The organism is Bacteroidia bacterium, assembly GCA_033391075.1.
Classification (GTDB): Bacteria; Bacteroidota; Bacteroidia; order J057; family J057; genus JAWPMV01.
Window position 1 is genome coordinate 5,014,501 of the sequence record JAWPMV010000001.1, and the last position, 22,880, is coordinate 5,037,380.

The 22,880-nt window shown below is 42.7% G+C and carries 23 protein-coding genes; 11 read left to right on the forward strand and 12 right to left on the reverse strand.

The features are described from left to right. Positions 1-3 precede the first annotated feature (3 nt). The 3 genes from R8P61_19925 to R8P61_19935 all read left to right on the forward strand — a co-directional run bounded on the left by R8P61_19925 (position 4) and on the right by R8P61_19935 (position 4,766). The gene (locus R8P61_19925; GenBank protein MDW3649347.1) at positions 4-1,743 is read left to right on the forward strand and encodes a T9SS type A sorting domain-containing protein; all 1,740 of its coding nucleotides are present in this window, start codon (positions 4-6) and stop codon (positions 1,741-1,743) included. A gap of 73 nt (positions 1,744-1,816) precedes the next feature. Continuing rightward, on the forward strand, positions 1,817-3,301 hold the full coding sequence (locus R8P61_19930) for an APC family permease (GenBank protein MDW3649348.1): 1,485 nt from the start codon (positions 1,817-1,819) through the stop codon (positions 3,299-3,301). Positions 3,302-3,314: 13 nt separating this feature from the next. After that, on the forward strand, positions 3,315-4,766 hold the full coding sequence (locus tag R8P61_19935) for an aldo/keto reductase (GenBank protein ID MDW3649349.1): 1,452 nt from the start codon (positions 3,315-3,317) through the stop codon (positions 4,764-4,766). 126 nt (positions 4,767-4,892) lie between these two features. Here R8P61_19935 and R8P61_19940 read toward each other — a convergent pair whose 3' ends face one another. Continuing rightward, positions 4,893-6,443 carry a carboxylesterase family protein gene (locus R8P61_19940; GenBank protein ID MDW3649350.1) on the reverse strand — a complete coding sequence of 517 codons (1,551 nt, stop codon included), beginning with the start codon at positions 6,441-6,443 and terminating at the stop codon, positions 4,893-4,895. 122 nt (positions 6,444-6,565) lie between these two features. Between R8P61_19940 and R8P61_19945 the strand changes: the two genes are divergently transcribed. Beyond that, positions 6,566-7,918, forward strand: coding sequence for an ATP-dependent 6-phosphofructokinase (locus R8P61_19945; protein ID MDW3649351.1), 1,353 nt, complete (start codon positions 6,566-6,568; stop codon positions 7,916-7,918). A 159-nt stretch (positions 7,919-8,077) separates the two neighbouring features. On the opposite strand, the gene R8P61_19950 is transcribed toward R8P61_19945, so the two are convergent. The 4 genes from R8P61_19950 to R8P61_19965 all read right to left on the reverse strand — a co-directional run bounded on the left by R8P61_19950 (position 8,078) and on the right by R8P61_19965 (position 10,433). Then, positions 8,078-8,767, reverse strand: coding sequence for a DUF1080 domain-containing protein (locus R8P61_19950; protein MDW3649352.1), 690 nt, complete (start codon positions 8,765-8,767; stop codon positions 8,078-8,080). A 70-nt stretch (positions 8,768-8,837) separates the two neighbouring features. After that, positions 8,838-9,320 (reverse strand): hypothetical protein, encoded by a 483-nt coding sequence (locus R8P61_19955; GenBank protein ID MDW3649353.1) that lies wholly within the window; start codon positions 9,318-9,320, stop codon positions 8,838-8,840. Positions 9,321-9,330: 10 nt separating this feature from the next. Beyond that, the gene (locus R8P61_19960) at positions 9,331-9,939 is read right to left on the reverse strand and encodes a hypothetical protein (protein MDW3649354.1); all 609 of its coding nucleotides are present in this window, start codon (positions 9,937-9,939) and stop codon (positions 9,331-9,333) included. A 2-nt stretch (positions 9,940-9,941) separates the two neighbouring features. After that, positions 9,942-10,433: a sigma-70 family RNA polymerase sigma factor gene (locus R8P61_19965; GenBank protein ID MDW3649355.1), complete on the reverse strand. Its 492-nt coding sequence runs from the start codon at positions 10,431-10,433 to the stop codon at positions 9,942-9,944. Between the two features lie 281 nt (positions 10,434-10,714). Between R8P61_19965 and R8P61_19970 the strand changes: the two genes are divergently transcribed. Continuing rightward, complete coding sequence (locus tag R8P61_19970) at positions 10,715-11,941, forward strand: hypothetical protein (protein ID MDW3649356.1); 1,227 nt, start codon at positions 10,715-10,717, stop codon at positions 11,939-11,941. 175 nt (positions 11,942-12,116) lie between these two features. Here R8P61_19970 and R8P61_19975 read toward each other — a convergent pair whose 3' ends face one another. Together R8P61_19975 and R8P61_19980 are read right to left on the reverse strand one after the other, a co-directional pair. Next, a complete protein-coding gene (locus tag R8P61_19975; GenBank protein MDW3649357.1) occupies positions 12,117-12,650 on the reverse strand; it encodes an HD domain-containing protein in 534 nt (177 codons plus the stop codon). A gap of 6 nt (positions 12,651-12,656) precedes the next feature. Continuing rightward, complete coding sequence (locus R8P61_19980) at positions 12,657-13,031, reverse strand: MerR family transcriptional regulator (protein MDW3649358.1); 375 nt, start codon at positions 13,029-13,031, stop codon at positions 12,657-12,659. Positions 13,032-13,101: 70 nt separating this feature from the next. On the opposite strand from R8P61_19980, the gene R8P61_19985 reads away from it, so the two are divergent. The 3 genes from R8P61_19985 (at position 13,102) to R8P61_19995 (ending at position 15,942) form a co-directional block, all read left to right on the forward strand. Beyond that, the gene (locus R8P61_19985; GenBank protein MDW3649359.1) at positions 13,102-13,503 is read left to right on the forward strand and encodes a hypothetical protein; all 402 of its coding nucleotides are present in this window, start codon (positions 13,102-13,104) and stop codon (positions 13,501-13,503) included. Positions 13,504-13,738: 235 nt separating this feature from the next. Beyond that, complete coding sequence (locus R8P61_19990; protein MDW3649360.1) at positions 13,739-14,668, forward strand: RraA family protein; 930 nt, start codon at positions 13,739-13,741, stop codon at positions 14,666-14,668. Beyond that, positions 14,668-15,942, forward strand: a complete 1,275-nt coding sequence (locus R8P61_19995) for a mandelate racemase/muconate lactonizing enzyme family protein (protein MDW3649361.1) — start codon at positions 14,668-14,670, stop codon at positions 15,940-15,942. Before R8P61_19990 ends, R8P61_19995 begins: the two co-directional genes overlap by 1 nt. Positions 15,943-15,947: 5 nt before the next feature. Here the strand turns inward: R8P61_19995 and R8P61_20000 are convergent, their stop codons facing one another. From R8P61_20000 to R8P61_20010, 3 genes are all read right to left on the reverse strand, one after another. Further along, complete coding sequence (locus R8P61_20000) at positions 15,948-16,970, reverse strand: hypothetical protein (GenBank protein MDW3649362.1); 1,023 nt, start codon at positions 16,968-16,970, stop codon at positions 15,948-15,950. Positions 16,971-17,119: 149 nt separating this feature from the next. Then, positions 17,120-18,157 carry a bestrophin family ion channel gene (locus tag R8P61_20005; protein ID MDW3649363.1) on the reverse strand — a complete coding sequence of 346 codons (1,038 nt, stop codon included), beginning with the start codon at positions 18,155-18,157 and terminating at the stop codon, positions 17,120-17,122. 6 nt (positions 18,158-18,163) lie between these two features. Beyond that, entirely contained in the window at positions 18,164-18,790 is a 627-nt protein-coding gene (locus R8P61_20010; protein ID MDW3649364.1) for a carbonic anhydrase, read from the reverse strand. Positions 18,791-18,913: 123 nt separating this feature from the next. Between R8P61_20010 and R8P61_20015 the strand changes: the two genes are divergently transcribed. The 3 genes from R8P61_20015 to R8P61_20025 all read left to right on the forward strand — a co-directional run bounded on the left by R8P61_20015 (position 18,914) and on the right by R8P61_20025 (position 20,703). Next, entirely contained in the window at positions 18,914-19,141 is a 228-nt protein-coding gene (locus R8P61_20015) for a hypothetical protein (protein MDW3649365.1), read from the forward strand. Between the two features lie 51 nt (positions 19,142-19,192). Further along, positions 19,193-19,699: a GNAT family N-acetyltransferase gene (locus R8P61_20020; GenBank protein MDW3649366.1), complete on the forward strand. Its 507-nt coding sequence runs from the start codon at positions 19,193-19,195 to the stop codon at positions 19,697-19,699. Between the two features lie 77 nt (positions 19,700-19,776). After that, positions 19,777-20,703: an SH3 domain-containing protein gene (locus tag R8P61_20025; GenBank protein ID MDW3649367.1), complete on the forward strand. Its 927-nt coding sequence runs from the start codon at positions 19,777-19,779 to the stop codon at positions 20,701-20,703. Positions 20,704-20,722: 19 nt separating this feature from the next. Here the strand turns inward: R8P61_20025 and R8P61_20030 are convergent, their stop codons facing one another. Next, positions 20,723-21,415, reverse strand: coding sequence for a hypothetical protein (locus R8P61_20030; protein MDW3649368.1), 693 nt, complete (start codon positions 21,413-21,415; stop codon positions 20,723-20,725). 453 nt (positions 21,416-21,868) lie between these two features. Further along, entirely contained in the window at positions 21,869-22,819 is a 951-nt protein-coding gene (locus R8P61_20035; protein MDW3649369.1) for a tetratricopeptide repeat protein, read from the reverse strand. Between the last annotated feature and the right edge of the window lie 61 nt (positions 22,820-22,880).

Sequence of the window (22,880 nt, forward strand, 5' to 3'; positions counted from 1 at the left end):
GTCATGAAAACTCTTCTAACTACAGGACAGTTAGCCTTTTTATTAGGCTATCTATTTTGTATACAATGCTTTCCCCTACAGGCACAGGAAGTCCGGACAGACTCTGTTCTCTTTTTCCAATTCCAGTCCCCCAATGATTCTCTGATCTCCGAGAAAGAGGTATGTACCTATAGCAATTATGCTTCCGGAAGTGTTTGCTACAATTTTGCGAGCTGCATAAGCTCGAGATGGGATCCTTTCAACAGAAGCTGGACCCCGATAGCAAAAAAAGAAGAAAAAATTGAAGAAAATGGACAAAGAAGATTTGTTACTTATTCTCAATGGAGCCAGGCTGAAAACCGATGGGTCAATAGCTGGAAAGATCTCTCTTATGAAAGCCCTGAAATCGAATGGAAAGAGCGATACGAATGGGACGCAATTAGCAAGATCTGGCTTAAACTGAATGAGGATTATATATACTTCAACAAATCCAGGCAAGTAATACTGAATGAAAGTAAGTATTATCAAAAGGACGGAAATACCTGGACGGGCGCTAGAGTAGCATTTAAATACGACACAAATGGCTATCAGGCAGAACGTATCGATGCTAATTGGTCAGAAGAGTTTGAAAAATGGATCTTCGATAGAAAGACCGAAAATGAGAGAGATCAGGACGGGAGAGTACTTTATGAAAGGATATTTGCATGGGAAGAGGATACAGAGTCATGGCGAAATTTCTGGATAAATGAAAGAAATTATACAACTGAAGGACGCATCCTCCGGAATGTAGGAACCCAAATCCCTAGCGGATTTCGATTTATTGAAGATTACAGCTACAATAATCAGGGAGAGGAGCTTTTGTACCAGAGCTTTTCTCAGGCACCCGGATCGAGCAATGTAATAGCAGAAGAAAGACGAGAAAGCTTATTCGATACGGATAATAATTTGATCCTCCGAGAATCCTTTTCCTGGAATCCGGATTCGTCTAGTTGGATGCTAGAGAATAAGGATGAATATACCTATGATCAAAACTCACGGGAAATCCGGAAGGTGGAATACAGAAGCAATTTCGGAAATAGCCCCCTTCGTCTGGAGAGAGTTTATGAGCGGGAATACACCCTTGAAGGGGAATTGGCCCAATTGCAGAATTTTACTTATGATGATCAGCAAAACATACGAGATGGCATGCGATTCTCCTATGAATATGATACAGAAGGTCGAAGAATTGCAAATATCGTCTGGCGCTGGGATAGAGAACTTGAGGAATTTCACCCAAGTCGTAAGAATGAAAATCCCTATAATGATGAGGGTTCAGTCGAGTATTATGCTGCCTTTGACTGGGACAGAGTAGAAGAAAAATGGGTGGGATTTTCCATGGTCGGATTTACCAATGATCCCCAAGCTCCAATAGGCCGCCTATTCCGGGGAATCTGGAATCCCATTTCCGAAAGCTGGTTTATCAACCAGATCACTTATACCTATAGAGGATCCTGCAGACAAGAAGAGGCTTTACGGGCCCCGACTTCTGAGTTGAGTTTTTATCCCAATCCCGTTCAGGATGGAAAACTATCCCTGGATATGCCTTTTGACAAAAGTTATGATTTTGAACTCATGGATCTTCAGGGAAGAATAATCAAGGAAGGAGCTGTTAAAGGTCCCTTTGCGATCATAGACTTGGACAAGGCTTCTACCGGGGTTTATCTGATTCGCTTCAGAAGCGGAGAAGAAGAAATTCTGGAAAGGATCATGATTCAAAATCCTTAGAAAATCTCATAGCTAAGCCAGGCTCCCAATCTTTTCTCTTATATTACCTGAATCATTCAGGAATGAGAGATCTATGACTACAACATCTACTAGCGGCTTAAGTCGCCGTCTGGGACTAGTGGGACTTGCCGCAACGGGCATTTGCTCCATGTTGGGAGCCTCCGTTTATGTGGTGCCCTTTATGATCCAGCGCAATGTGCCCGGAATAGGCCCCTATGTACTTTATGCCTTTTTATTCGCAGCACTTCCCGCCCTGCTGGCAGCCTTTGCCTATGCATTACTCTCCTCCTCCATGCCGCGTGCCGGAGGAAGCTATATCTTTGCCAGTCGAGGCCTACATCCTTATTTGGGCTTTGTTGCGAGTTTTTCTCAATGGTTTGGACTTTCCATCGCAATTGGTGTGATCTCCTATATCATAGTTCCCTTTCTGCGGGATACTGCAGCAGCTATGGAACTGAACGAAATAGCAGAAAGTCTGGAAATGCCTATCGTAAGACTTATCCTTGCATTAGTACTACTCTGGACTTTTGTAGGCATCAATATCCGAGGCTTGAAATCCTATGAAAGAACCCTCATCCCTTTGATGATCCTTATGTTTGTTTTGGGAGCAGTGGTGATCTTTGCTGCTCTGCATTTTTCTCACGAAGATTTCTCAAGAGAACTCCTCGAGCATGAAGGCAGAACAATTCCCGACCAGGTTGCCAGTTTCAATTTCTCTACCTTCCTGACTGCGGCGGCTCTCCTCTTCTCTTCTTTCATTGGTTTTGACAGTATCGCCCAGGCTGGAGGAGAAGCAAAGAATCCCTCCCGCAATCTCCCCCTTGCGATTGCGATTGCCATTCTCGGCGTGGGCACTTATTATTTTCTTTTTACAGCAGCCATTTATCAAGCTGTTCCCTGGTCTTTTGTAGCAGAAGAAGCCATGACAAAAGACATAAGTGCACCGGGCCTCCTGAGTTATTTGCTATCTCCGGGATGGTCAGTGCTCATCATTGGAGGAGCAGCCATAGCTCTGATCAATGATTTACCCGCTATGCTCCTTTCCGTCTCCCGTTTGATGTTCGCCTGGTCCGAAGATGGAATTTTCCCGAAATCTGTTTCCCGCATTCACCCCAAAAACCAGACACCTGTCAATGCCTTGATCCTAAGTGGAGTCATGGCTAGTATCGGAATCATGGGAAGTCATTGGGCAGGAGATTTCTTCCTGGGTATAGACATCATGGTTACGTCCATGCTCGTCAATTTTCTCCTGATGTGTGTTACAGTTATTAGCCTTCCCAAACGAAATCCTGACATAGCCAAAGGAATGGATAAACTGAGTCCGAGAAGGATTCAAGGCTTGATTGCCACCGGAGGTATTTTGCTACTGACTTTATTCCTTTTTGTCCATATAAGAAAAGATCTCACTGCCGAACTGGATGCCTGGTATTTTCACTCAACTTATGCCTGGCTGATCGTGATGGGACTGGCCTCTTTGATTTACGTTTATAAAATCAGGCAGATGAAAGCTGCCGGTGAAAATATTCAGGAGAAATTCCGCAATTTGCCTAAAGAATAATCAAGAACTCCCTATGTCCTTACCCAAAATAGAACTGGCTCCCGGCTTATCCATCTCTCCTATTGTCAATGGCCTTTGGCAGATTGCAGATATGGAAAGAGATGGAAAAGAGCTTGATCTGGCGAAAGCAGCCACAGCTATGCAAAAGTACCTGGATCAAGGCATGTGCAGTTTTGACATGGCAGATCATTATGGTTCTGCGGAACTAATTTCAGGTTTATTCAGAGAGGCTTTGGGGAATAAAAAAGCGGTTCAGCTTTTTACCAAATGGGTTCCGGAACCGGGCCCTTCTTCTAGAGAAAAGGTTCGTTCAGCCATTGAGCGCTCTTTAAAACGGATGAAAAGTGAAAGCCTGGACCTGCTGCAATATCATGCCTGGAATTATGCGGATCCTGCCTGGCTGGATGATCTTTATTATTTAGAAGAATTAAAGCGGGAAGGCCTGATCCAACATTTGGGCCTGACCAATTTTGATGCAGCCCACCTCAATATGGTGCTTAAAAGCGGAATTGAAGTAGTTTCCAATCAGGTATGTTTTTCTTTATTGGACCAAAGAGCAGCCGGAGCCATGAGTCAGGTTTGCGAAAAACATGGGGTGAAGTTATTGGCCTTCGGAACTTTGGCAGGTGGATTTTTTGCCGAAAAGTGGCTGGGGAAAACCGACCCGGGGATAGATAATCTGGAGACCTGGTCCCAAATGAAGTATCGGCGATTCATCGAAGAGTCCGGAGGATGGGACAACTTTCAAGCCCTCTTAAAAATTCTAAACGAAATTGCCCAGAATCATGGCTATAGTATTCCTCAGATTGCCAGTGCTTATATCCTACAGCAAAAAGCTGTAGCAGGAGTGATTGTTGGAGTACGATTAGGCAGGGATAAATATTTGGATGCAAATAAGAAAATCGCTGAACTAAGATTTACTGAAGAGGATATCCAGAAAATTGAAGCGCATCTTTCTCAGCAAAGGACCATTCCCGGAGATTGTGGAGATGAATACCGAAAACCTCCTTTCCTCACAGCATCCGGCGACCTGAGTCATCATCTCGAATCCTTTCCGGCTCCATATGAAGTCATCGAAGTCGATGGAGACAGAAGCAAAGTCCTAAGTGGAACCATCTGGGAAGACCTTGCTGGCTTCAGTCGCGCTACAAAAAAAGGAAATCGCATACTGATCTCCGGTACTACTGCCACCCATGGCAAAGAAGTCATAGGAGGAAATGATCCCCTTGCTCAAACGCAATTTGTTATCGATAAAATCGAAGGAGCTATTCAGTCCTTTGGCGGAAGGCTGGAAGATGTCGTTAGAACACGCGTTTACATTCAGAACATGAAGGATTGGGAAGTAATCTCTCGTGTCCATGGAGATCGCTTTCGCCATATCCAACCCGCCAATACCCTGATCCGGGCAGATATCATAGGAGGAGAATATTTAGTAGAGATTGAAGCAGAGGCTGTGCTTTCTTAAGCCATAAAAACGAACCCTATCTGGCCGCCAAATAAGAATAGCTGGCAATGCGCGCACTGCATCATTCCCTGCGAATAAGGGAGTGAAGTCTGAGGCGGTGGGTTCTCAAGGCTCCAGTTTCAAAGCTTACCTCTCTTCATACATCTTATCCAGAAAAAGATAGCGCTCGCGATTAATTTCTTTTTCAACCTTGGTATTCACATCCAATTGCAAGACATAAGGTATTTCTCCTTTATTTTTTGCAGGCCAAATGGGAAGTCCCAGTCCATTGGGATCACCTTGAGAAACAAAGTTGAAATAGTAGCTTTGAAAAATGGAAGAAAGTTGATAATCATCATCGGTCCATGCATAGACTTTATTGGTCGGCAAATTGCCCATGGCATATTCGATCTCTGCAGAGTGAACGGCTCCTTTAGGTGAATTTTCATCCAAAGTCGGACGAGGATGTTTGTAGAAATACTGAAAGACAGCCTGCCCACTTTTTGCATGCATTTCGCCCCACTTCCAGGTACTATATCCGGTAAAGTTATCTCCGGCCAAATCAGAAGCTACTTGCTTCACTTCTTCTTCATTACGTGCAAAATAAGCCTGAAAGGCTTCCTGCCCTTTCCCCGGATACATCTTCTCCAAAGCAGCCTTATAATTTTCAAGGCTAGGTTCTTTCCCCTGAAAAACAGAGGGATAGTATCCTTCTTGTGAGTTCCACCCCAACAAAAGCGGAATTTTCGCCTGTTCTCTGGCTTCAAATATTTTGTAGACAGAGGTTGGGAAGAAATATCCATCAATGGTCGGAGCAAAAGCAACGGGATTCATTTGAGCAGTAGCAGCCAATATGTCTTCAGCAGATAAAGCTCTTAAGTCCTCCAGAGAATTTACCCCTATTTTCTCCTGAAACTGCTTCCCGACTTTTTCCCCCTCCTTCATCTCAACAGCTCCCAGGGTACCCATAATCGAACCACTGGAACCAATCGCTCCAGCTAGTAGATCTTTGGAGACAGGAGAAGCCATAAGTGCACAAACCGAAACAGATCCCGCAGACTCTCCAGCTATGGTGATTTTTTCAGGATCGCCTCCAAATACTGCTATATTTTCATGGATCCATTCCAATGCTTTCCACTGATCCATAAAACCATAATTACCGGAACCGGCATAAGCAGTTTCTTCACTCAGCTGGGGATGAGAAAGGAAGCCAAACACATTGAGTCGATAGTTTACGGTAATGGAAATGATGCCCTTGCGAGCCATACTTTCCCCATCATATCTATACTCTGAGCCATCTCCTGTAAACAAGCCTCCCCCATAGAAATAGACCAAAACCGGAAGCTTTTCATCTCCTTTTTGGGCAGGCGTCCAAACATTCAAATACAAACAGTCTTCACTCATCCCATCTGAACGGAAATTCATATCATCGAAAAAGGCTCTTTGCATTGCTCTTGGCCCAAATTTATTGACCTCTTTTACCCCTTCCCAGGGCAGAGGCTCCTGAGGAGCTTTCCATCGAAGTTCACCTACAGGTGGCTGCGCAAAGGGAATTCCCTTGAAGCTATGGATACCGGAATCATAGCTGCCTTTGAGTTTGCCTTGTTTAACTTCCAGAATCAGGTCATAATCTCTATCCGGCTGGGCATACATAGCCAGGCTAATCAATAAAAAAGGGATGCAAAGTGTAGTTTTCATTTTCTTTTCGTCTGAGTAGAAATATAGGAAAAGCAGAATTAAATACGGATTTAAGCTTGAGTAAATAAGCTTTTCCTTATATTTAATATAAGCTCCGCCCCGCTTATCTGAATATTAAAACTATGCTACCTAAAGACTTCCACGTCAAAACCCTGGGCCCATGCAAGGTCAAATCTCCCATTACCTTGTCCAAAAAGCAGGGAGATAGAATCTTCAATTTCGTCGAAGAAAGTGAAAAAGTACTCTTTGATGTGGTTTGGGATGATAGAAACAGCAATTCAAATGGGAAGAGCAAGGAACCTCTGTTTATGGAGCGAGCTGGTCCCAGAGAAAAAATCTATTTCGATCCTTCTAAAACCACCGTTGCAATTGTTACCTGCGGAGGACTCTGTCCTGGCATCAACAATGTAATCCGGAGTTTGGTGATGGGACTTTATTATCGCTATGGGGTACGGAAAATCTATGGAGTCCAATACGGATACAAAGGTTTTATCCCCGAATTTGGATTTCCTTTTATGGAACTCAATCCAGATGCGGTTACGGATATTCATCAATTTGGAGGCACCCTGCTGGGCTCATCGAGGGGGAAACAGGATGTAAGCGTAATCGTTGACTGCCTGGAGCGTCATGGGATCAATATCCTTTTTACCATAGGAGGAGATGGTACGCTGACAGGAGCGATGAAGATTTGTGAAGAAATTGAAAGACGGGGATTGAAAATTTCTGTCGCGGGTGTACCCAAAACCATAGACAATGATATCAATCATATAGAAAAGACCTTTGGATTTGAAACATCCTTTACCATCGCCAGTCCGATAATCCGCGATGCTCATAATGAAGCGAAAGGAGCCTTCAATGGAGTAGCGATTATCAAACTTATGGGGAGAGATTCAGGCTTTATTGCGGCGAATGCAGCATTGGCCATGCCAGAGGTAAACTTTGTTCTGGTCCCGGAAATGGAGTTCGACCTACATGGAGAAAAGGGCCTACTGGAGATTGTGCGAAAGCGATTGGAGAGCAAACATCATTGTGTGATTGTGGTAGCGGAAGGTGCAGGACAATTTCTATTCGAAGATCAGGGGCGAGAAGTAGACAAATCCGGAAACATCCTACATAAAGATATCGGCATCTTCCTCAAGGAAGAGATCCTTGCCTATTTTAAGGAGCTTGAAATGGAGATCAATGTAAAGTACATAGATCCCAGTTACATCATTAGAAGTGCCCCTGCGACCCCTAGCGATAGTATATTTTGTAATAAGCTCGGTTTGAATGCCGTACATGGGGCTATGGCAGGCAAGACGGGATTTGTAGTGGGTAGGCGAAATAATAAGTTTGTGTACTTGCCCATTGACCTGGTTACCGCAGAACGGAAGAAGATCGATCTGGAAGGGGATCTTTGGCTAAATGTGCTGGAAACAACCGGTCAACCGATGAGCATGAAGAATGCTCTCTTAAAAAAGAAGGCCAAGGCCTGATTGAGCATCCAAATCAAGACAAGAGAAAATACGTTCTCGCTTGAGATCCCGGATATCTGATAGATACCGGGATGACAGCTAGATGTGATAAGATGCCTGATACTTAATTCAAGAGTCCGGATCTCAAGCTATCAGTTATAGCTACCCCAAAGGTTTATCTCACAATTCCTTGATCATAATATCTTTATAACTGGCCTCAGCAGGAGAGCCTCCATGTATCTGTACACAGATTTTTCCGCTACGCGCAATTCCTTCTTCCTCTTCCATATAATCAATCACTTGCTCTCCATTGAACCAAACCTTCAGACTCGGTCCCTGACAAAGGATACGGTATTCATTAAAATCATCTTTTTTCAGGAGGGCTAAAATCTGATCAGCGTCTGCTTCAGCAATAAATTTATTTCGGCGGGACTCATCATAAACCGAGGCCCAGACGGGGGTTTCTCCCGCATAACCCACATCCACCTGATAGCCAATCACCTCATGATCATTGGGGATACGTTCGCTGCGAATCTGAATTCCTCCATTATTTTTATAGGGTTGAAACTTCACCTTAAGGCTCAGGTCAAAGTCTTCGAACTCCTTTTCCGTACACATGAAAAGATTGCTGGGAATTTCTTTTTCCAGACTTCCGGCAATGATCGCTTCGGCTTCAATACGAAAAAACTCTTCGGGTCCTTCCCAACCCATTAGGCTCTTTCCATCGAAAAGCGCATAGGCTTCATTTGTTGATGTTTGCGAAGGGGCTTCTTTACTTGTTTCTTTTTTCGCAGGAGAACAGGAAAGTAAAAGAGATAGGGAGAAAAGCATTCCCCATTGGATGATTTTTTGTGAGTGAGTAGTAAACATGCTTATGGGTTTTATACCATAAGGTCATGAAAAACTCACAAAGTCCCATACAATGGAGAAAAATTCTAGCCTATATAAAGGCAATGGGTGAAATGACAGCTATAAAGAGCCCCGACATTTCCCAGTAGAAATTTGAAACAAAGAGGCCCACGAGACTCAGGATCTCTTCGGTTTCTAAGGAAACTGCTTTCCCTTTCATAGAATGACCACAAAAAGATACTTGAGTTCCTTTATCATCATAGATCTCCCACCGAGTTTCCCATATATTTTTAAACTTCCAGTAATAGGTTTTATCTCCTATCTCTATTCGGGCTTTTGGCATCCAGCAATCAAACTTTACCTTGCCAATGACCGAACCATCCTTCCCATCCAGAATTTCTGTTTGTTTTCGAAACACACCATAAGTATTGAACCCATAGCGATTGCCAAAAACTTCTCCTTCTGCTGATTGTCCAAATGATTTTCCTTTCAGGAAACCGACATTATTTCCTCCTTCCATGAGTTTAAAACTGCATGACAAGAGACCTTTCTTCCAATTCAATACTGTATTCATATCTGTAAAATTATTCGATTTGATCTTCCTGCATATCTTTTAAAGCCTTGCTTACACGAGAGACATTTTTCTTATAGAAATACATAATTCCATAGAGAAAAAAGGGTAACAGAATAAATCCTGCTAGTAAACTCTCCCCATAGTCCTGCCAGTTGTCCAGGATGTCTTTTTGAAACCAGAGTCGAGAGATAACAGGCAAAAGAAATATCGGCATAGTGAAGCTTACCCCTATGCTCATTTTTTTATAGAATCCCAGGCTTTTCTTAAAATCCTGAAAATATTCAAGGGTCTTGCTGTAAGTATTTTTCTGCACATTGATCCGAAGCATCTGACGAACCAGCCTAACCCCTAAATAAATGGAAATGATAAGAATCGCCAGGGTAACATAGCCTCCCAATAACTCCAACCAGCTTTGAAGGCTGTGAAAATTCAGAAGCAGGTAAACTGTCATGGCCAGGGTCATGAGTAAACCTGTCGATTCGAAAAAGATGATCCTGTTCAAACCGGAACTTGATCGTTCATGAGTGATCCTTCGAATCTGCTCCTCGCTAAGGAAAGGCTGAGCAGCTCTTTGCTCACTCATCTCTTCCCAGGTATGTTTCATTTGCTCCAAATCCATAACTATGTCTGTTTTAGCATTTGGTTTTTGAGTTTTTGTTTAATTCGGGAGATTCGAGTCCCCACATTACTTTTACTTAAACCGGTGATCTCTGCAATCTCTTCATAGTTCCGATCTTCCAGATAAAGCAGGATCAAACCTTTATCCAATTTCCCCAGACTCTCAATGTGGCGATACAAAAGATTCATCCGCTCCTCCAGGGCTGGATCAAAATTCTCTCCCTGATTCAACAATTGTGCATTCAGCTCGACCTGTTTCGCTCTCTTTTTCTGCTTCCGGATATAGGTAATGCCTGTATTCATGGCTACCCTATACATCCAGGTACTTACTTTCGCCTCACCTCTATATTTCTTCCATGCTTTCCACAACTGCAAAACGATCTCCTGGTACAGATCAAGGCGATCCTCTCGGGCCTGAGCGTAGATGCTCGAGACCTTGTAAATGATGCCCTCATTCTCTCGAATTATCTGTACAAATTTTTCTTCCTGATCCATCAAATGAGATCGTTTATTCTATTAGTCTATGAAGTTGAGGAAAAAATCACAAAGGGGGGAGAAAATGTGTTCTGGTGTTCCGGTGTTCCGGTGTTCTGGTGTTCTGGTGTTCTGGTAGACGAATTACAAAAACATGAACACGAGAACACTTGAACACTTGAACACGATTCCTTATCTTCGATAAAGTGCCCGGGGACACTCCTCATCGCGGAAAGGTCTGAGACCACCCTCTTTTATTTAGCGAATGGCCTGTAGGGCGAAGCAGGCATTATACTAGCATTATGGCTAATGAAAGACATATTCCGCATCACGCACATCCGGATCAGTTTAAGAAACAAGCAAAGGAACTGCTGAAACAGTTTCGTTCCGGTGATGCACGAGCTGTGGAGCTTTTTACGGCGTTTCATCCCAAGCTTCCTATCTCAAATCCCAAACTTGCAGATGCCCAAATGGTCATCGCCCGTCAATTTGGACAGCAAAACTGGAAGCATTTATTGGAATCGGTGGAAAGTGTAGATCGATTCAGGCAACTCATGGGATATTTTTCAACGGATGATAAGATAGCAGCTAAAGATTTACTCTATGCTTACCCTCAATTGCTTAAACGCAAGGATTTGTTGGGAAGGGCAGTCAGACATGGAAAGTCAGTTGCTATGCTGAAACTGATCCATGAGATAAGCGAAGGAGATGTTCAAGATGCTCTGGGCTATCTGGTGTATGAATTGAAAGAGGATATGGCCGAATACCTGTTAAAACAGGGCGCTCGTTTTGAGAAGATGGAGGTTTTGCCAGGAAGTGAAGTTTTGAATTCGGAAGTGATGGAATTTGCCCTCGGAAGGATGCAATTAAAAGACTTTCCGGATATGGCAAAAGCCAGCATTGCTATGCTCCTTTCCACCTACTGCCGAAATCCTAAAGAAAAACATCTCTGCCTGAAGCTAATAGAGGAAGAGGGATTTTTACTACAGGACACAGCAGTAATGGCCTTGCACAAAGGAGACCTAAAAAGCCTAAAAAAACAGCTTCAAGCCGATCCCGCCTTGTTTAGGACAGTTTTTCGTGAGCAAGATATTTATCCCCCTTATTACGGCATAAAGGCCGGAGATGGCCTGCATTTGGCTCCTCTGGAGGGAGCCGGGCTTATTCATATGGCCGTTGAATACGACGAAAGAGAGCTATTGAAGTGGATGTTGGAGGAAGGAGCAGATCCCAATTTCAGAGCGGCCATAGATGCTGATGGATTTGGCGGTCATACTCCGCTCTTTCATACAAGCGTTTCTTATACCTTCCCCGATAGTAGTAAGGCAAAAGCTTTGTTGCAGGCAGGAGCTGATCCCACTATTAAAACTACTCTCAGAAAACAATTGCGGTACATGGGACAGCGGCATTTGGAGAAAATGTATCAATTTGAAGCAGTGACCGCTGTCGAGTTTGCCCGACAATTTCAGGTGCAGGCATGGGTGAGTCATGCGAGTATAGCGGTGATTGAGGATCAGCAGAGGAAATAGTTTACTCCTCACATTCCCAACATTTCACAAAACAGATTGTCATTGCTAGCCTTTGATAAAGGCGAAGCAATCCCCTTAGCTCAAATAGTTATTCATAGTCAAGGGGATTGCCGCGCCGGAGTTTCCGGCTCGCAATGACAGGCTGTTTTTTCTCGATAATTTTTCAAAAGACTGCTTACAAATACTGCTTATAAGCTTCAATTTTAGCGGCAAGTCGACTTTCCAGGTACTCATTCTTCCCCTTAAGCCTGGCCAGGATTAGTATTGCCTCCTCTCGGTAGCTAGCAGCCTTTTCTTTGGTCCAGTGATAAGGAGGTCCTTGCAGATTGGTGATTCGATCAGCCAGTTTTACAATCCCTGCCTCTTTATCACAAGCATTTATACGCTTCAGGCTATCTTCCATTTGTTCTTGCTTCGTAGAAAGGTTTTTGTTTTTGCTTAAAGCCGAAACAGCTTTCGCGACCTTTCCCCCAAAATTTTCCGCTACCTCATCAAAGGTTGCTGCTGTGTCCTCTATGGTATCATGGAGAATGGCTGTCTGTACAGCCAGTTCCAAATCAAAATCCGGTGTTGCAGCATGGGACTGAAGCACTTCCATGGCCACATTGGATATATGCAAAAGGTAATTGGCGGAAGAACCGGGCACTTGTTGATTTGCATGTTTTTCCCCGGCAAATTTCAGGGCTTTCTGATAGATCTCCTGTATCATCGATATTTATATTTCCAGCATTTCCTTGCAGTTTCCCTGACAAGAGTCCGCCACATGTTTCAGCTTTGCTTCCATCTTCTGCAATTCTTTGATCTTTTCTTCAAGGGCTTTCATTTTTCTGTTCATAAGCTCAGACAAAGAAGTACATTGAAGGCCTTCTTGTTCGTCCAATAAGAAAAGCTCCTCGATTTCCTTCAGCGTAAACCCAAAGCTTTTGAGCTGACGGATTGCAAAAAGTCGCTCGATCATAGCCTGATCATAAATACGATAATTGCTTTCTCCTAAAGCCCTCTGCTTTCTCTCAATCAATCCTATCTTTTCATACCACCTCAGGGTATCGGCTGAAAAACCGGTCAGTTTCGAGACTTCTCCTATTCGCATAAAAAAAATGAATTTTTCCTTGACTCTGGAGTATACTCCATGCCTTAGCTTAGCCTAAAAATACAAAGACATGAAAAGAATCCTGAATTTTTCAATCGCTTTCCTTTGGCTCGGCCTTACCATAAGCTTTGCTCAAAGTACAGATTCCCCCAAAAAATCAAATACCATGGATAGTCAATTATTAGTTTGCAAATTAAATGGGCCGGAACTGATCCAAAGAAAACAAGCCCTTCAAAAAGAAGTATTCAGCCAGATGATTTCTTATGAGGAATTGGACAAAGGATTTCTTTTCCGATTCGATTTCGAAGAAAACTTCCTCCTCAAACTGACTGATTATATGCTAGCCGAAAAGAAATGCTGCCCCTTCTTTCAGTATGAGTTGAAGATCAGAGCTCATGCAGAGGGTTTGGAATTGAGAGTTTCGGGAGAGGGAAAGGCGAAGGAGATGTTGAGGAGTTTGATGGAGGACTAAGGTGTTGTAGTGTTGTAGTGTTGTAGTGTTGTAGTGCTTATCAATTTTTCCTTTCGCTGATTCTTGTTTTTCAGCTCTCTTCTCAATGATATCTGATATTCTGGAGAGATGGAAGCTAAATAGGTCAATCCCCAAAGACAGATTCGCGGGCTTGCAATCTCAGGTAGAATTCGAGAACTTATAGAAAAGGATTAATACTACTACAATGAGCTTCTTTAAAGCCTGGGCCATCGTTATGGCCCTGATTTTCTTCAATAGTACCGCCTTTCTTTTTGGCCAGAAAGTCAGTTATTCTCCGGAAGAAATAAGGACATTAAGTCCGGAATGGAAAGGAGAACGATTAGCAGATGGTAGGCCTAAAGTTTCCGATGAGCTTCTGGAACGGCTAAAACTTGTCACCCATGAAGAAGCATGGGCGGTGATGAAAAATGCCAATTATAAATTTCAGTACACCGAGGATTGGCTCGTGATCAATCCAGAAGGCGTTTTGGTAGGGAGGGCGCTGACCGCAGTATTTATGCCAGGCCGTCCTGACGTACACAGAGTCATTGACAGCATCGGGCATGCCGAAGGGAGAATTAAATCTCAGAATTCATGGCCGGTAGATCAATTGCAAGCGGGTGATGTTTATGTGGGCGATCAGTTTGGGCTTCATGTCAATGGTCCTACTATCGGAGATAATCTCGGGAATGCCATTTTCGCCAACTCAGGCAAGGGGATTGTTTACAATGGAGCGATCCGGGATATAGAAGGTCTGCGAGAAATCGAGGGGTTCACAGCCTTTGTCAGGAGTTACCATCCCTCACATCATTTGAATAATCCTGATGGACAACTCAATACTACACTGGTAGGGATCAATATTCCCACCCGGATTGGAGATGTAATGGTTATGCCGGGCGACATTGTTTTGGGAAAGGAAGGAGGTGTGAGTTTTATTCCCCCTCATTTAGTTGAGAAGGTGGTTAAAACCTCAGAGATTGTAAGACTTCGAGACATGTTTGGGCACCAACGCTTAAAAGAAAAAACCTATACGGCAGGTCAAATCGATAATCGATGGACTGCAGAGATCGAAAAGGATTTTTCAAAATGGCTTAACGAACACATTGATGAACTCCCTGTTCCAAAAGCTCAGATCCAAGAATTACTTAAAGAAAGAACCTGGTAATGAAAACGAATCATTCTCGCCGCGAATTTTTAAAGAAATCCAGTATGCTAACTGCCGGGCTCAGCCTGGGAGGATTTGAGGTTCTGGCTGATGCACTGGCAAAGACTTCCCTTTACTCAAGGCCCAGTGATCTAGAGATAACTGACATCAAATGTGGGTTTATTCGAGGAGGTCATGGATTATTTGTCAAAATTTATAGTAATCAGGATATCTGGGGATGCGGAGAGGGAGTAGATGCAACTCCAGGCACCTATCATCTGGTAAAAACATTTGCAGATCGCTTAAAAGGAAAAAGCCCCCTAAATGTTCATCGTCTTTTCGAGGATATTCGTAGGAGAGGCTTTTTCGAAGGAGCTCAATCCGGTATGTATGTAGCTGTTTTATCTGCCATTGAGGCTGCTCTCTGGGACCTCGCAGGTAAAGCCCTGGAATTACCCGTCTATCAGTTGCTAGGAGGGAAATTCAGAGACAAAGTGCGTCTATATATGGATACGGCTTTGTACCAAAGTCGATTACCCGGACCGGAACAGTTTGCCGAGGCTGCCAAAGAAGCAAAGGAAATGGGATTCACAGCCATCAAGTTCGACCTTGATCAGGCCAATGATCCCAATAAATACGACCGCTATAACTGGACAGCGAGTAATGCCGAATTGGAAAGGATGTACGATCAAATTGCAGCGGCAAGAGAAGCTGTGGGACCGGATATCGATATATGTGCGGATATGCATGGTAGATATGATGCCATCAGTGGGCATCAGGTGGCAAAAATGATGGAACCTCTCAAACTTATGTGGTTGGAGGAACCTATCCCCGCAGAAAATGTTGATGCATATAAAGCCATCAAAGCATCCACCTCTACTCCCATTTGTGCCGGAGAAAATCATTATCTGGCTCAGGGATTTCGTCCCCTGCTGGAGAAAGGAGCCGTAGATATCATTATGCCTGATCTACAAAAGGCAGGTGGTCTGGGAGAAGGACAAAGAATCGCCAACCTGGCAAATCTTTATTATGTGCCTTTTGCCCCACATATGGTCGCTTCCTATTTGGGCGCCATGGCCTCCGCCCATGTTTGTGCCTCAGTCCCTAATTTCATGATCCTCGAATGGCAAATTTACTTTCACAAAAATCCCATGTTTAAAGAGATTGTAGATTTTGAAGGGGAAATGGTTATTGATGGTTTTCTTCCCCTCTCTGAGAAGCCGGGAATAGGCGTAGAGATCAATGAAGAAGCTATGAGGAAATATGCGACGAAAGGCATGCCTTTTTTCGAATAGCTAGACTAATTTTTTTGACTCCATTCCACAAAAGCATCCATTATTTCCGGCCAATGTGCTTTCTCATAATTGGTCCTGCCATTCTCAACTTCGAAGAAATTGTGTTCCAAATAAGGATAGCGATGGAAACTCAGGTTTTCTTTCCCGGTCTGGATAAAAAATAAAGGAATGATATCGCATAGGTCCGAACTTCGATCCTCGGTCCCATAGGCCAGATAAATAGGAATTTCCAAGTCAAGCCAATCCTGATAAAAAGGGTAGGAGAAACTCCTCCAGGCCAGAAATTCCGGATGATTCTCTAAAGAATCCTCTGTATGGACCAATCGAAAGAAATCATAGGTTTCCTCCATAAGTTGATTGGCATCTTCCCAATCCTTCTTGCCCATCTGCACATCTAATCGGGCTTGTCGGATAAATTGGTCAATCCGGCCAAAGGGATTAGGGGAAAAAAGTCCTAAATGACTGACACGTTTATCTACTTTTGCCAATGTTGCAGCTACCTTTGATCCCTGAGAATGGCCTCCAAGGAGCAGACGATCTGTGGTAACCCATGATTGTTCCAGAAGAAAATCAAGAACTTTCTGAGCTCTCAATACATAATTTTCCAGATAATCTGATTCAAGAAATACCTTTGCGGGTGCTGCTGGATTTTCAGGATCCGGTCCATAGGCAAAATTAGGAGCCAAGTCTTCCTGATTGACGATCAAAGGTGTATGAGGCATGGAAATCACAATCACGTGATAGGTCTCCCGAATTTTTTCAAGATCAAAATTCGCAATTCCTCCTCCCTGCATAAATAAACCATGACCTTTAATCCGAATAAATAAAGGAATGGGCAATGATCCCTGGCAAAACAGAAAAATCGGCTTTTTCTCGGAAAGGCTGCTATCTGCCAGAATAAAATCGATGGGATTATCTGGCTCCCCCAATTGAAAATGCAAAGCCTTATTCTCAATCGGAATCGCTTCCTGAGCTGAAAGAAAAAAAGAGAGCGATAAGAGGAGTAGAGAAAGTGTAATTTTTTTCATTTCGTTTTCAAGGTATTTAAGTGAGTACACCCCAGGACGAAAAAAGTTCACACCTTCCAGAATCAAGCAGCCGATTTTCAGGGAATGGAAAGAGGAATAAAATTTCTGAAAAGAAAAAAAGCTCCGATTTTTATCGGAGCTTTTCATGCTTACATAAGCACACCATTTTTTGCCTCAATCGGAGGCGGCAATTCTGTTTCGCCCAACATTTCTCTAAGGTCAATTTCGATGACCCGACATAAAGAAAGCATGGGAATATCATTGCCCAGGCCTTCAAAAGGATTTTCAGAGTAATCTCCTACCAGTTCCATCATCAGGTAAATCCAACCAATCAAAACGGCAAATGGAATGGTCAGGAAGAATGCAAAGTCTCCATAGTCCTTAAAAAGATCCATCATACCGAAAGGTAGCAGGAAAATAAAAATGCCCACAAATATGAAGCTCATGCTACCGTATTGACGAGGTAGTGGGAATTTTTTGATACGCTCGGCTTTGCCTTGATGCACATAGAAATCGTAGAGAATTTTTTGCAATTCCATGTGGCGAAAGTCATCAATCATGTTCTGCCCTCGGAGAGTAGCCAGATCCTGAGCTTGCTGATCTATAATCTGGGTAGCAGTATTCTTATAATTGATCAAACGATTGTATTCTTTGCTATCCAGAAAAAATTTCAGGTTTTTCTCCGTCACATCATCATCCAGCAAACCCACCCCAAATCGCTTCATCCGCTTTGCAGTCAAACTACCTACATGTGAGCCCTGAGAAATGTGTTCCCAGGGAGTCGGAATAAGCAATTGACTCCGCAGACTGTACAGCCAACCAATATGGCGATACATCAGTTTTTTTCTCCAATTTTTCAATTCTTCTTCAGAAAGATTTGAAGCCGTAAACTGATTGCTGATATAGGCTTTTACTGCACTGCCCCAGGCACGACTGCTATTGACGATGGCACCCCATATTTTACGGGCTTCCCAAAGCCTGTCATAGGCCTGGTTGTTTTTAAAGCCAACATAGAAGGCTACTGCCGTCCCTATAACAGTGAGAGGCAGCCAGGGAACCATCATCCATTTCCAGCCCGTAAAATTATAGACCAGACAGACGAAGCTTACCCAGGCAGTCAGCCAAACAAGATGACCTCCAGAGAATCGCATGATTCCCCGGAAGTCAATATTCTTTTTTACGTACATAATAAATTAAACACCAAGGTCAAAGATACCATGAATATCTTTGGTTTTCTCTCCGAAATCAACATCCAGATCGATAAGACGACCCGTTGAAATATCGAATACCCAGGCATGAACCTGTGGCTTATGAGAGGCTTTTTGGAATGCAGCCATTTTCATGATATTGATGGCTTGTTCCTGCGCATTGAGTTCAACCAAACGGTCATAACGTGCATGCTCATCAGCAATTCCATCCAATTCGGCCTGGTGCAAACGATATACATCGCGAATATTTCTCAACCAGGGATTGAGTATTCCCAAATCAGCAGCTGTCATGGCAGCTTTTACTCCCCCACAGCTATAGTGTCCACATACTACAATGTGCTGCACTTTCAAGTGAGAAATAGCATACTCAATAACACTGGCAGCATTCAAATCGAGGGTGCTGATCACATTTGCCACATTTCTGTGTACAAATACTTCTCCAGGCTGCAATCCCATCATGTCCTCAGCAGTAACGCGGCTATCGCTGCAACCGATATACAGGTATTCAGGGCTTTGTCCTTCGTTTAGTTTGGCGAAGAAATCAGCATTTCCAGATGTTTGCTGTGCAATCCAGGCTTTGTTGTTTTCAAAAATTTGTTGGTAAGAAGGCATAAGTTAAAACGAATATCTAGGTTTTGATTAAATTTTAGCCAGCTTATTAAACTAGCGGATGCTAAAATATAAAAAGTTAAGGTTCAGAATATTAGTACCTGATTAGAATTTACATCCTTTCACATGAAACTTGGCATTTATGGAAAGAGATTTATCCCAAATATCCTGAACTATGAAGTCTGTATAGATTTTTTTCAAAATGTAGTCGGGCTCGAATTCCTCTCAGACACAAAGAAACTCATTTGTATTGTTGTTGAAGCTTCTTTAATGGTGGAACTCAAGGATAGTGGGATTGTTTCGGAAAGGGGAGGAAAATTCGGGCATCCTGATGACGATCCCTATAGCTTTTAGCACGTGCAGAAGTTTGAAGCCAAAAAATTGATCCTCCAAGCAAGTATTCCTATGACTGAAGATACCCTACGACCTGCAAAAGAAACGGATCTTCCTGCCATTGTGCAGCTATTAATCCGTATCTGGCAAGAACAATATTCTGATATACTTCCTGCTACTTTTCTTAAAAAGATGGATTTCGCCCGACAAATCAAACGTCATAGGGCTTATTTTGAAAAAGGCTGCAATTACCTGATCGCTGAGAATGAACAGAAGGATTTATTAGGCTTTGCCTCATTTGGGGAAAACAGGGATAGCTTTCCCGATACGAAATGGGAATTGTATACGCTTTATGTAGTGCCAGAACAACAAGGAAGGGGAATTGGGAAGAGGCTTGTGGACGAAATACTAAAGCAATTGGATAAAGGAGATGAAATGGCTGTTTGGGTAATGAAAGCCAATCCCTTTCGACATTTCTATGAGAAAAGAGAATTTAAGTTAGTAGGGGAAAGGGAAGTCGACTTCGGAGATTTTGAAGTAAGCCATTGGGTTATGACTCGCACTATTCAGGACGAATAATTGCTCAGCAAATGCATATACTCGAAAAGCGCAGGAAAGTATAAGCACAATGCCGAGTTTTATAGAAAAGAAATCAGATGAAGACCATTAGCCTCTATTTATTTATCGCACTAAGTCCTTTTTTCTCTTTCGCGCAGGTATTTCAATGCGGAGACGGCTGGAGTACGCATATGGAAGTAAATGCTACTAGTGGATTGAAACTAAGAGCTGAACCCAATCTGGATAGTAAAACCCTGGCAATCATTCCGCATGAGAGCGTAATCGCGATTTGTTATCCTGCTGAAATTAATGCAAACATTGATGGGATTCAGGGACATTGGGTACTAGCAGAATACAAAGAACAAAGAGGCTATGTTTTTGATGGCTATTTAGAAGGAGTAGCTACTGAGCCGCTTTTTGCGGCAGATTGTGTGGCGGAGTTTGTAAATAGTTGGGATGAAACCTATTTCAGCAAGAATGAGGAATACCTGGGGCTGTTTAAAAATGAAGGGAGAGACAATTTTGAGATCCGACCCGTGAAATTTGAAGAAGAGCATAAGGAGGAACTTTACAAAGGTTCAAAAAACCAGGAAATCCCTATTTGGCTTTTCTCTCATATTGCCCTTCCTATGGCCGGACAGCTAAAAGGCAAAATAATTGATAGGCAACTCAATTTTGGAGAGCAAATTCGGTTTGGAGATGCTACGGTTTATGCCTTTGGAAAATTGGCAAAACAAGAAAACCAGCTCAATTATTTTCTTCAATATGCCCCTTATGAATTGAGGCTTAGATCGAAAAAGGGTGAAAAAATTCTGGATCAGCTTCTCATCAAAACCAATCACTATCCTGATCTAGGCTATGTTATGATCAGGTTTATCGGTGATCTGGACAGAGATGGAATAGATGACATCATTTTTACTCATTCTATGGAAGGTAAAGGTTGGGATCATGTATTCGCATCCAGTCGATATGCAGCTCCGGATCAGTTATACAGGACATTTCATATCGGCGGAGGAAGCGATTAATTTTTCCGCCGATCTTCTATCAATTCTCAGCCTGGATATTAGGAAGTTCATTTTTAAGGGAGGGCTTTGAGGTTTCTCCATTTAGTTCATGCAGAATCACTTGCTCCGCTAATTTATCATCATCCTCATATTTGATCTTCGCAGCGCGCTCTGTAACTGTCTTTTTGGATTTGCAGCGAGCTTTATTGTTAGCGGTATAAGTTCTTTGTGCCGTTTTAGTTTTTCTAGCAACTACTGCACTTGCTGCTCCAATAATTATATCACGGCCTTTTTTCCAGGAAAGGTTGGTTTTTGCGAACAATTGTTTGATGAATTCCCATGCATTTTTTCTTTTAGCACTTGCTGGGCGGTATTTCTTGAGTTCATTATACTTTTCAATGGCAAGAACTGCGATATCGGGATCTATCTCTTCAGCTATCAGTCTTTTCAAGGCTAATACATTTTTATCACTTCCCTTTCCACTAAATAATCCTCGGGTATCTTTGCCATAAGTTCCTTCAATTTTCTTAAGAACTTTTCCACTCAATGGTTTGACTGAGTTTGCAGCATCAAGATTTACAGCTGTGAATAAGATGAAATAAGCACTAAATAAAATCGCAAGAAAAATTCTCCTTCCCAGCTGAAACTGGCCCGAAACAAGATGGTGTTTATGTTGGATTGACTTGCACATTGTTGGTGTTTTGTTTGTGTATTGCGTTTGCATTGTCATCACTTTTTCACAATAATCACAGATTGTTCACTTCAAACGGCAGTTTTAAAACCTGTCCGGTCAATTTTGTTGAATGAAGTTTTACGGGATTTGTCAATTTATTGGCTAAAAGGACTAAACACGAAACAGGGAAAGGAGAGCTAACATCAGATTTTCTTAAGAAATTCTATCCTAAGCCAGACCGGCAAGTCTGCCTCCTCTTCAACATCCTTAGGATACTTGCTTACTCAGCCTTGAAAGATGATCTCAGAAGGCTCTTCTCTTCCAAGTACCCAAGAGATATCCCATAGCTGAGTTTTGGGTTCTATAGATTCCTCAGCTTATTTGGCAGCTTAGGTTTTTTTGTATACAGGAGTATTATCGATTTTGCCTCAAGGGAATCCTGAAGAAAAATCCAGAGCCCTCCATCCCTCATTAATAAGAGGGTGCAAGACTATTACATAGGAAAAGGCAGCTTTACTTTCTTTTGTCTTTCTTCTCGCAATATTCTCCCTGTAGCATTCGCACTTCATTTCCATATTGACGGGTATATCCCCAGCTTATGGCTTCTTCCAGATCCTTGCAGGCATTCTTTTTCTTCCCCATAGCCAAATAGATTTTTGCTCTAATTTTATAGCCATAGGAATTGGCAATATCCATCTCAAGGGAATGGTCAATATCTTGCATCGCTCCCTCAAGGTCTCCTAACATCAACTTACAAAAGGAACGATTGCTAAAGGCATAGGCAAAACTGGAATCTCTTTCGATAGCCTTATCCAGATAATCCAGGGCTTCCTGGTAGTGCCCTTCTTCATGAAGTACATAGCCAATATTGATATATCCGGGTATGTAATCCGGATCAACTTCTATCACACGTATGAGTTGTTTCATGGCTTCTTCCTCATTTCCCATTTCTTTGAGACAGTGTGCCAGGTTATTGTAGGCGTTTAAATTGGTAGAATCCAGCAAAATCGCTCGTTCCAGGGCTTTTTTGGCTTCCTTGAAACTTCGTTTCCCATTTAACAAGCCCCCGATCATAATCAAATAATCTGCTTTTTTCTTCGGATCTCTTGCTCTAACATAGCCCTTTTGGTAAATATTCTGCGCATGATCAAAGAGGTTCATACTCGCATATATGCCGCCATGCATATCATAGATAATCAAAGAATCAGGAAACATATCCGTGGCCTCTTCCAGGGTTTCAAAGGCAATATCCACCTTTCCCATATTGCCCTGAATCAAGGCCTTTTGAGTATAATAAAAAGCACGATTGGGTTCTTCCTCAATCAGTTTTTCTATGGCATCAAGGGCCTTTTTATGCTTTCCTTCATTTTCGAGTCGCAATACCTCCTGGAATCCTCCTCCTTGCTGAGCAAAAGTGAAAGAATAAATGAAGGCAAGTACAATACAAATAATTCGTGTTTTCATGAGATTAGACTAACATTCACACTAAGCTATCAGAATTTTCTGTAGCAGAATTCCGGGAAGA

Excerpts from the sequence above, each read along its gene's own strand:
- R8P61_19925 (MDW3649347.1), top strand. The coding sequence starts at position 4 with ATGAAAACTCTTCTAACTACAGGACAGTTAGCCTTTTTATTAGGCTAT.
- R8P61_19930 (MDW3649348.1), top strand. The coding sequence starts at position 1,817 with ATGACTACAACATCTACTAGCGGCTTAAGTCGCCGTCTGGGACTAGTG.
- R8P61_19935 (MDW3649349.1), top strand. The coding sequence starts at position 3,315 with ATGTCCTTACCCAAAATAGAACTGGCTCCCGGCTTATCCATCTCTCCT.
- R8P61_19940 (MDW3649350.1), bottom strand. The coding sequence starts at position 6,443 with ATGAAAACTACACTTTGCATCCCTTTTTTATTGATTAGCCTGGCTATG.
- R8P61_19945 (MDW3649351.1), top strand. The coding sequence starts at position 6,566 with ATGCTACCTAAAGACTTCCACGTCAAAACCCTGGGCCCATGCAAGGTC.
- R8P61_19950 (MDW3649352.1), bottom strand. The coding sequence starts at position 8,767 with ATGTTTACTACTCACTCACAAAAAATCATCCAATGGGGAATGCTTTTC.
- R8P61_19955 (MDW3649353.1), bottom strand. The coding sequence starts at position 9,320 with ATGAATACAGTATTGAATTGGAAGAAAGGTCTCTTGTCATGCAGTTTT.
- R8P61_19960 (MDW3649354.1), bottom strand. The coding sequence starts at position 9,939 with ATGGATTTGGAGCAAATGAAACATACCTGGGAAGAGATGAGTGAGCAA.
- R8P61_19965 (MDW3649355.1), bottom strand. The coding sequence starts at position 10,433 with ATGGATCAGGAAGAAAAATTTGTACAGATAATTCGAGAGAATGAGGGC.
- R8P61_19970 (MDW3649356.1), top strand. The coding sequence starts at position 10,715 with ATGGCTAATGAAAGACATATTCCGCATCACGCACATCCGGATCAGTTT.
- R8P61_19975 (MDW3649357.1), bottom strand. The coding sequence starts at position 12,650 with ATGATACAGGAGATCTATCAGAAAGCCCTGAAATTTGCCGGGGAAAAA.
- R8P61_19980 (MDW3649358.1), bottom strand. The coding sequence starts at position 13,031 with ATGCGAATAGGAGAAGTCTCGAAACTGACCGGTTTTTCAGCCGATACC.
- R8P61_19985 (MDW3649359.1), top strand. The coding sequence starts at position 13,102 with ATGAAAAGAATCCTGAATTTTTCAATCGCTTTCCTTTGGCTCGGCCTT.
- R8P61_19990 (MDW3649360.1), top strand. The coding sequence starts at position 13,739 with ATGGCCCTGATTTTCTTCAATAGTACCGCCTTTCTTTTTGGCCAGAAA.
- R8P61_19995 (MDW3649361.1), top strand. The coding sequence starts at position 14,668 with ATGAAAACGAATCATTCTCGCCGCGAATTTTTAAAGAAATCCAGTATG.
- R8P61_20000 (MDW3649362.1), bottom strand. The coding sequence starts at position 16,970 with ATGAAAAAAATTACACTTTCTCTACTCCTCTTATCGCTCTCTTTTTTT.
- R8P61_20005 (MDW3649363.1), bottom strand. The coding sequence starts at position 18,157 with ATGTACGTAAAAAAGAATATTGACTTCCGGGGAATCATGCGATTCTCT.
- R8P61_20010 (MDW3649364.1), bottom strand. The coding sequence starts at position 18,790 with ATGCCTTCTTACCAACAAATTTTTGAAAACAACAAAGCCTGGATTGCA.
- R8P61_20015 (MDW3649365.1), top strand. The coding sequence starts at position 18,914 with ATGAAACTTGGCATTTATGGAAAGAGATTTATCCCAAATATCCTGAAC.
- R8P61_20020 (MDW3649366.1), top strand. The coding sequence starts at position 19,193 with ATGACTGAAGATACCCTACGACCTGCAAAAGAAACGGATCTTCCTGCC.
- R8P61_20025 (MDW3649367.1), top strand. The coding sequence starts at position 19,777 with ATGAAGACCATTAGCCTCTATTTATTTATCGCACTAAGTCCTTTTTTC.
- R8P61_20035 (MDW3649369.1), bottom strand. The coding sequence starts at position 22,819 with ATGAAAACACGAATTATTTGTATTGTACTTGCCTTCATTTATTCTTTC.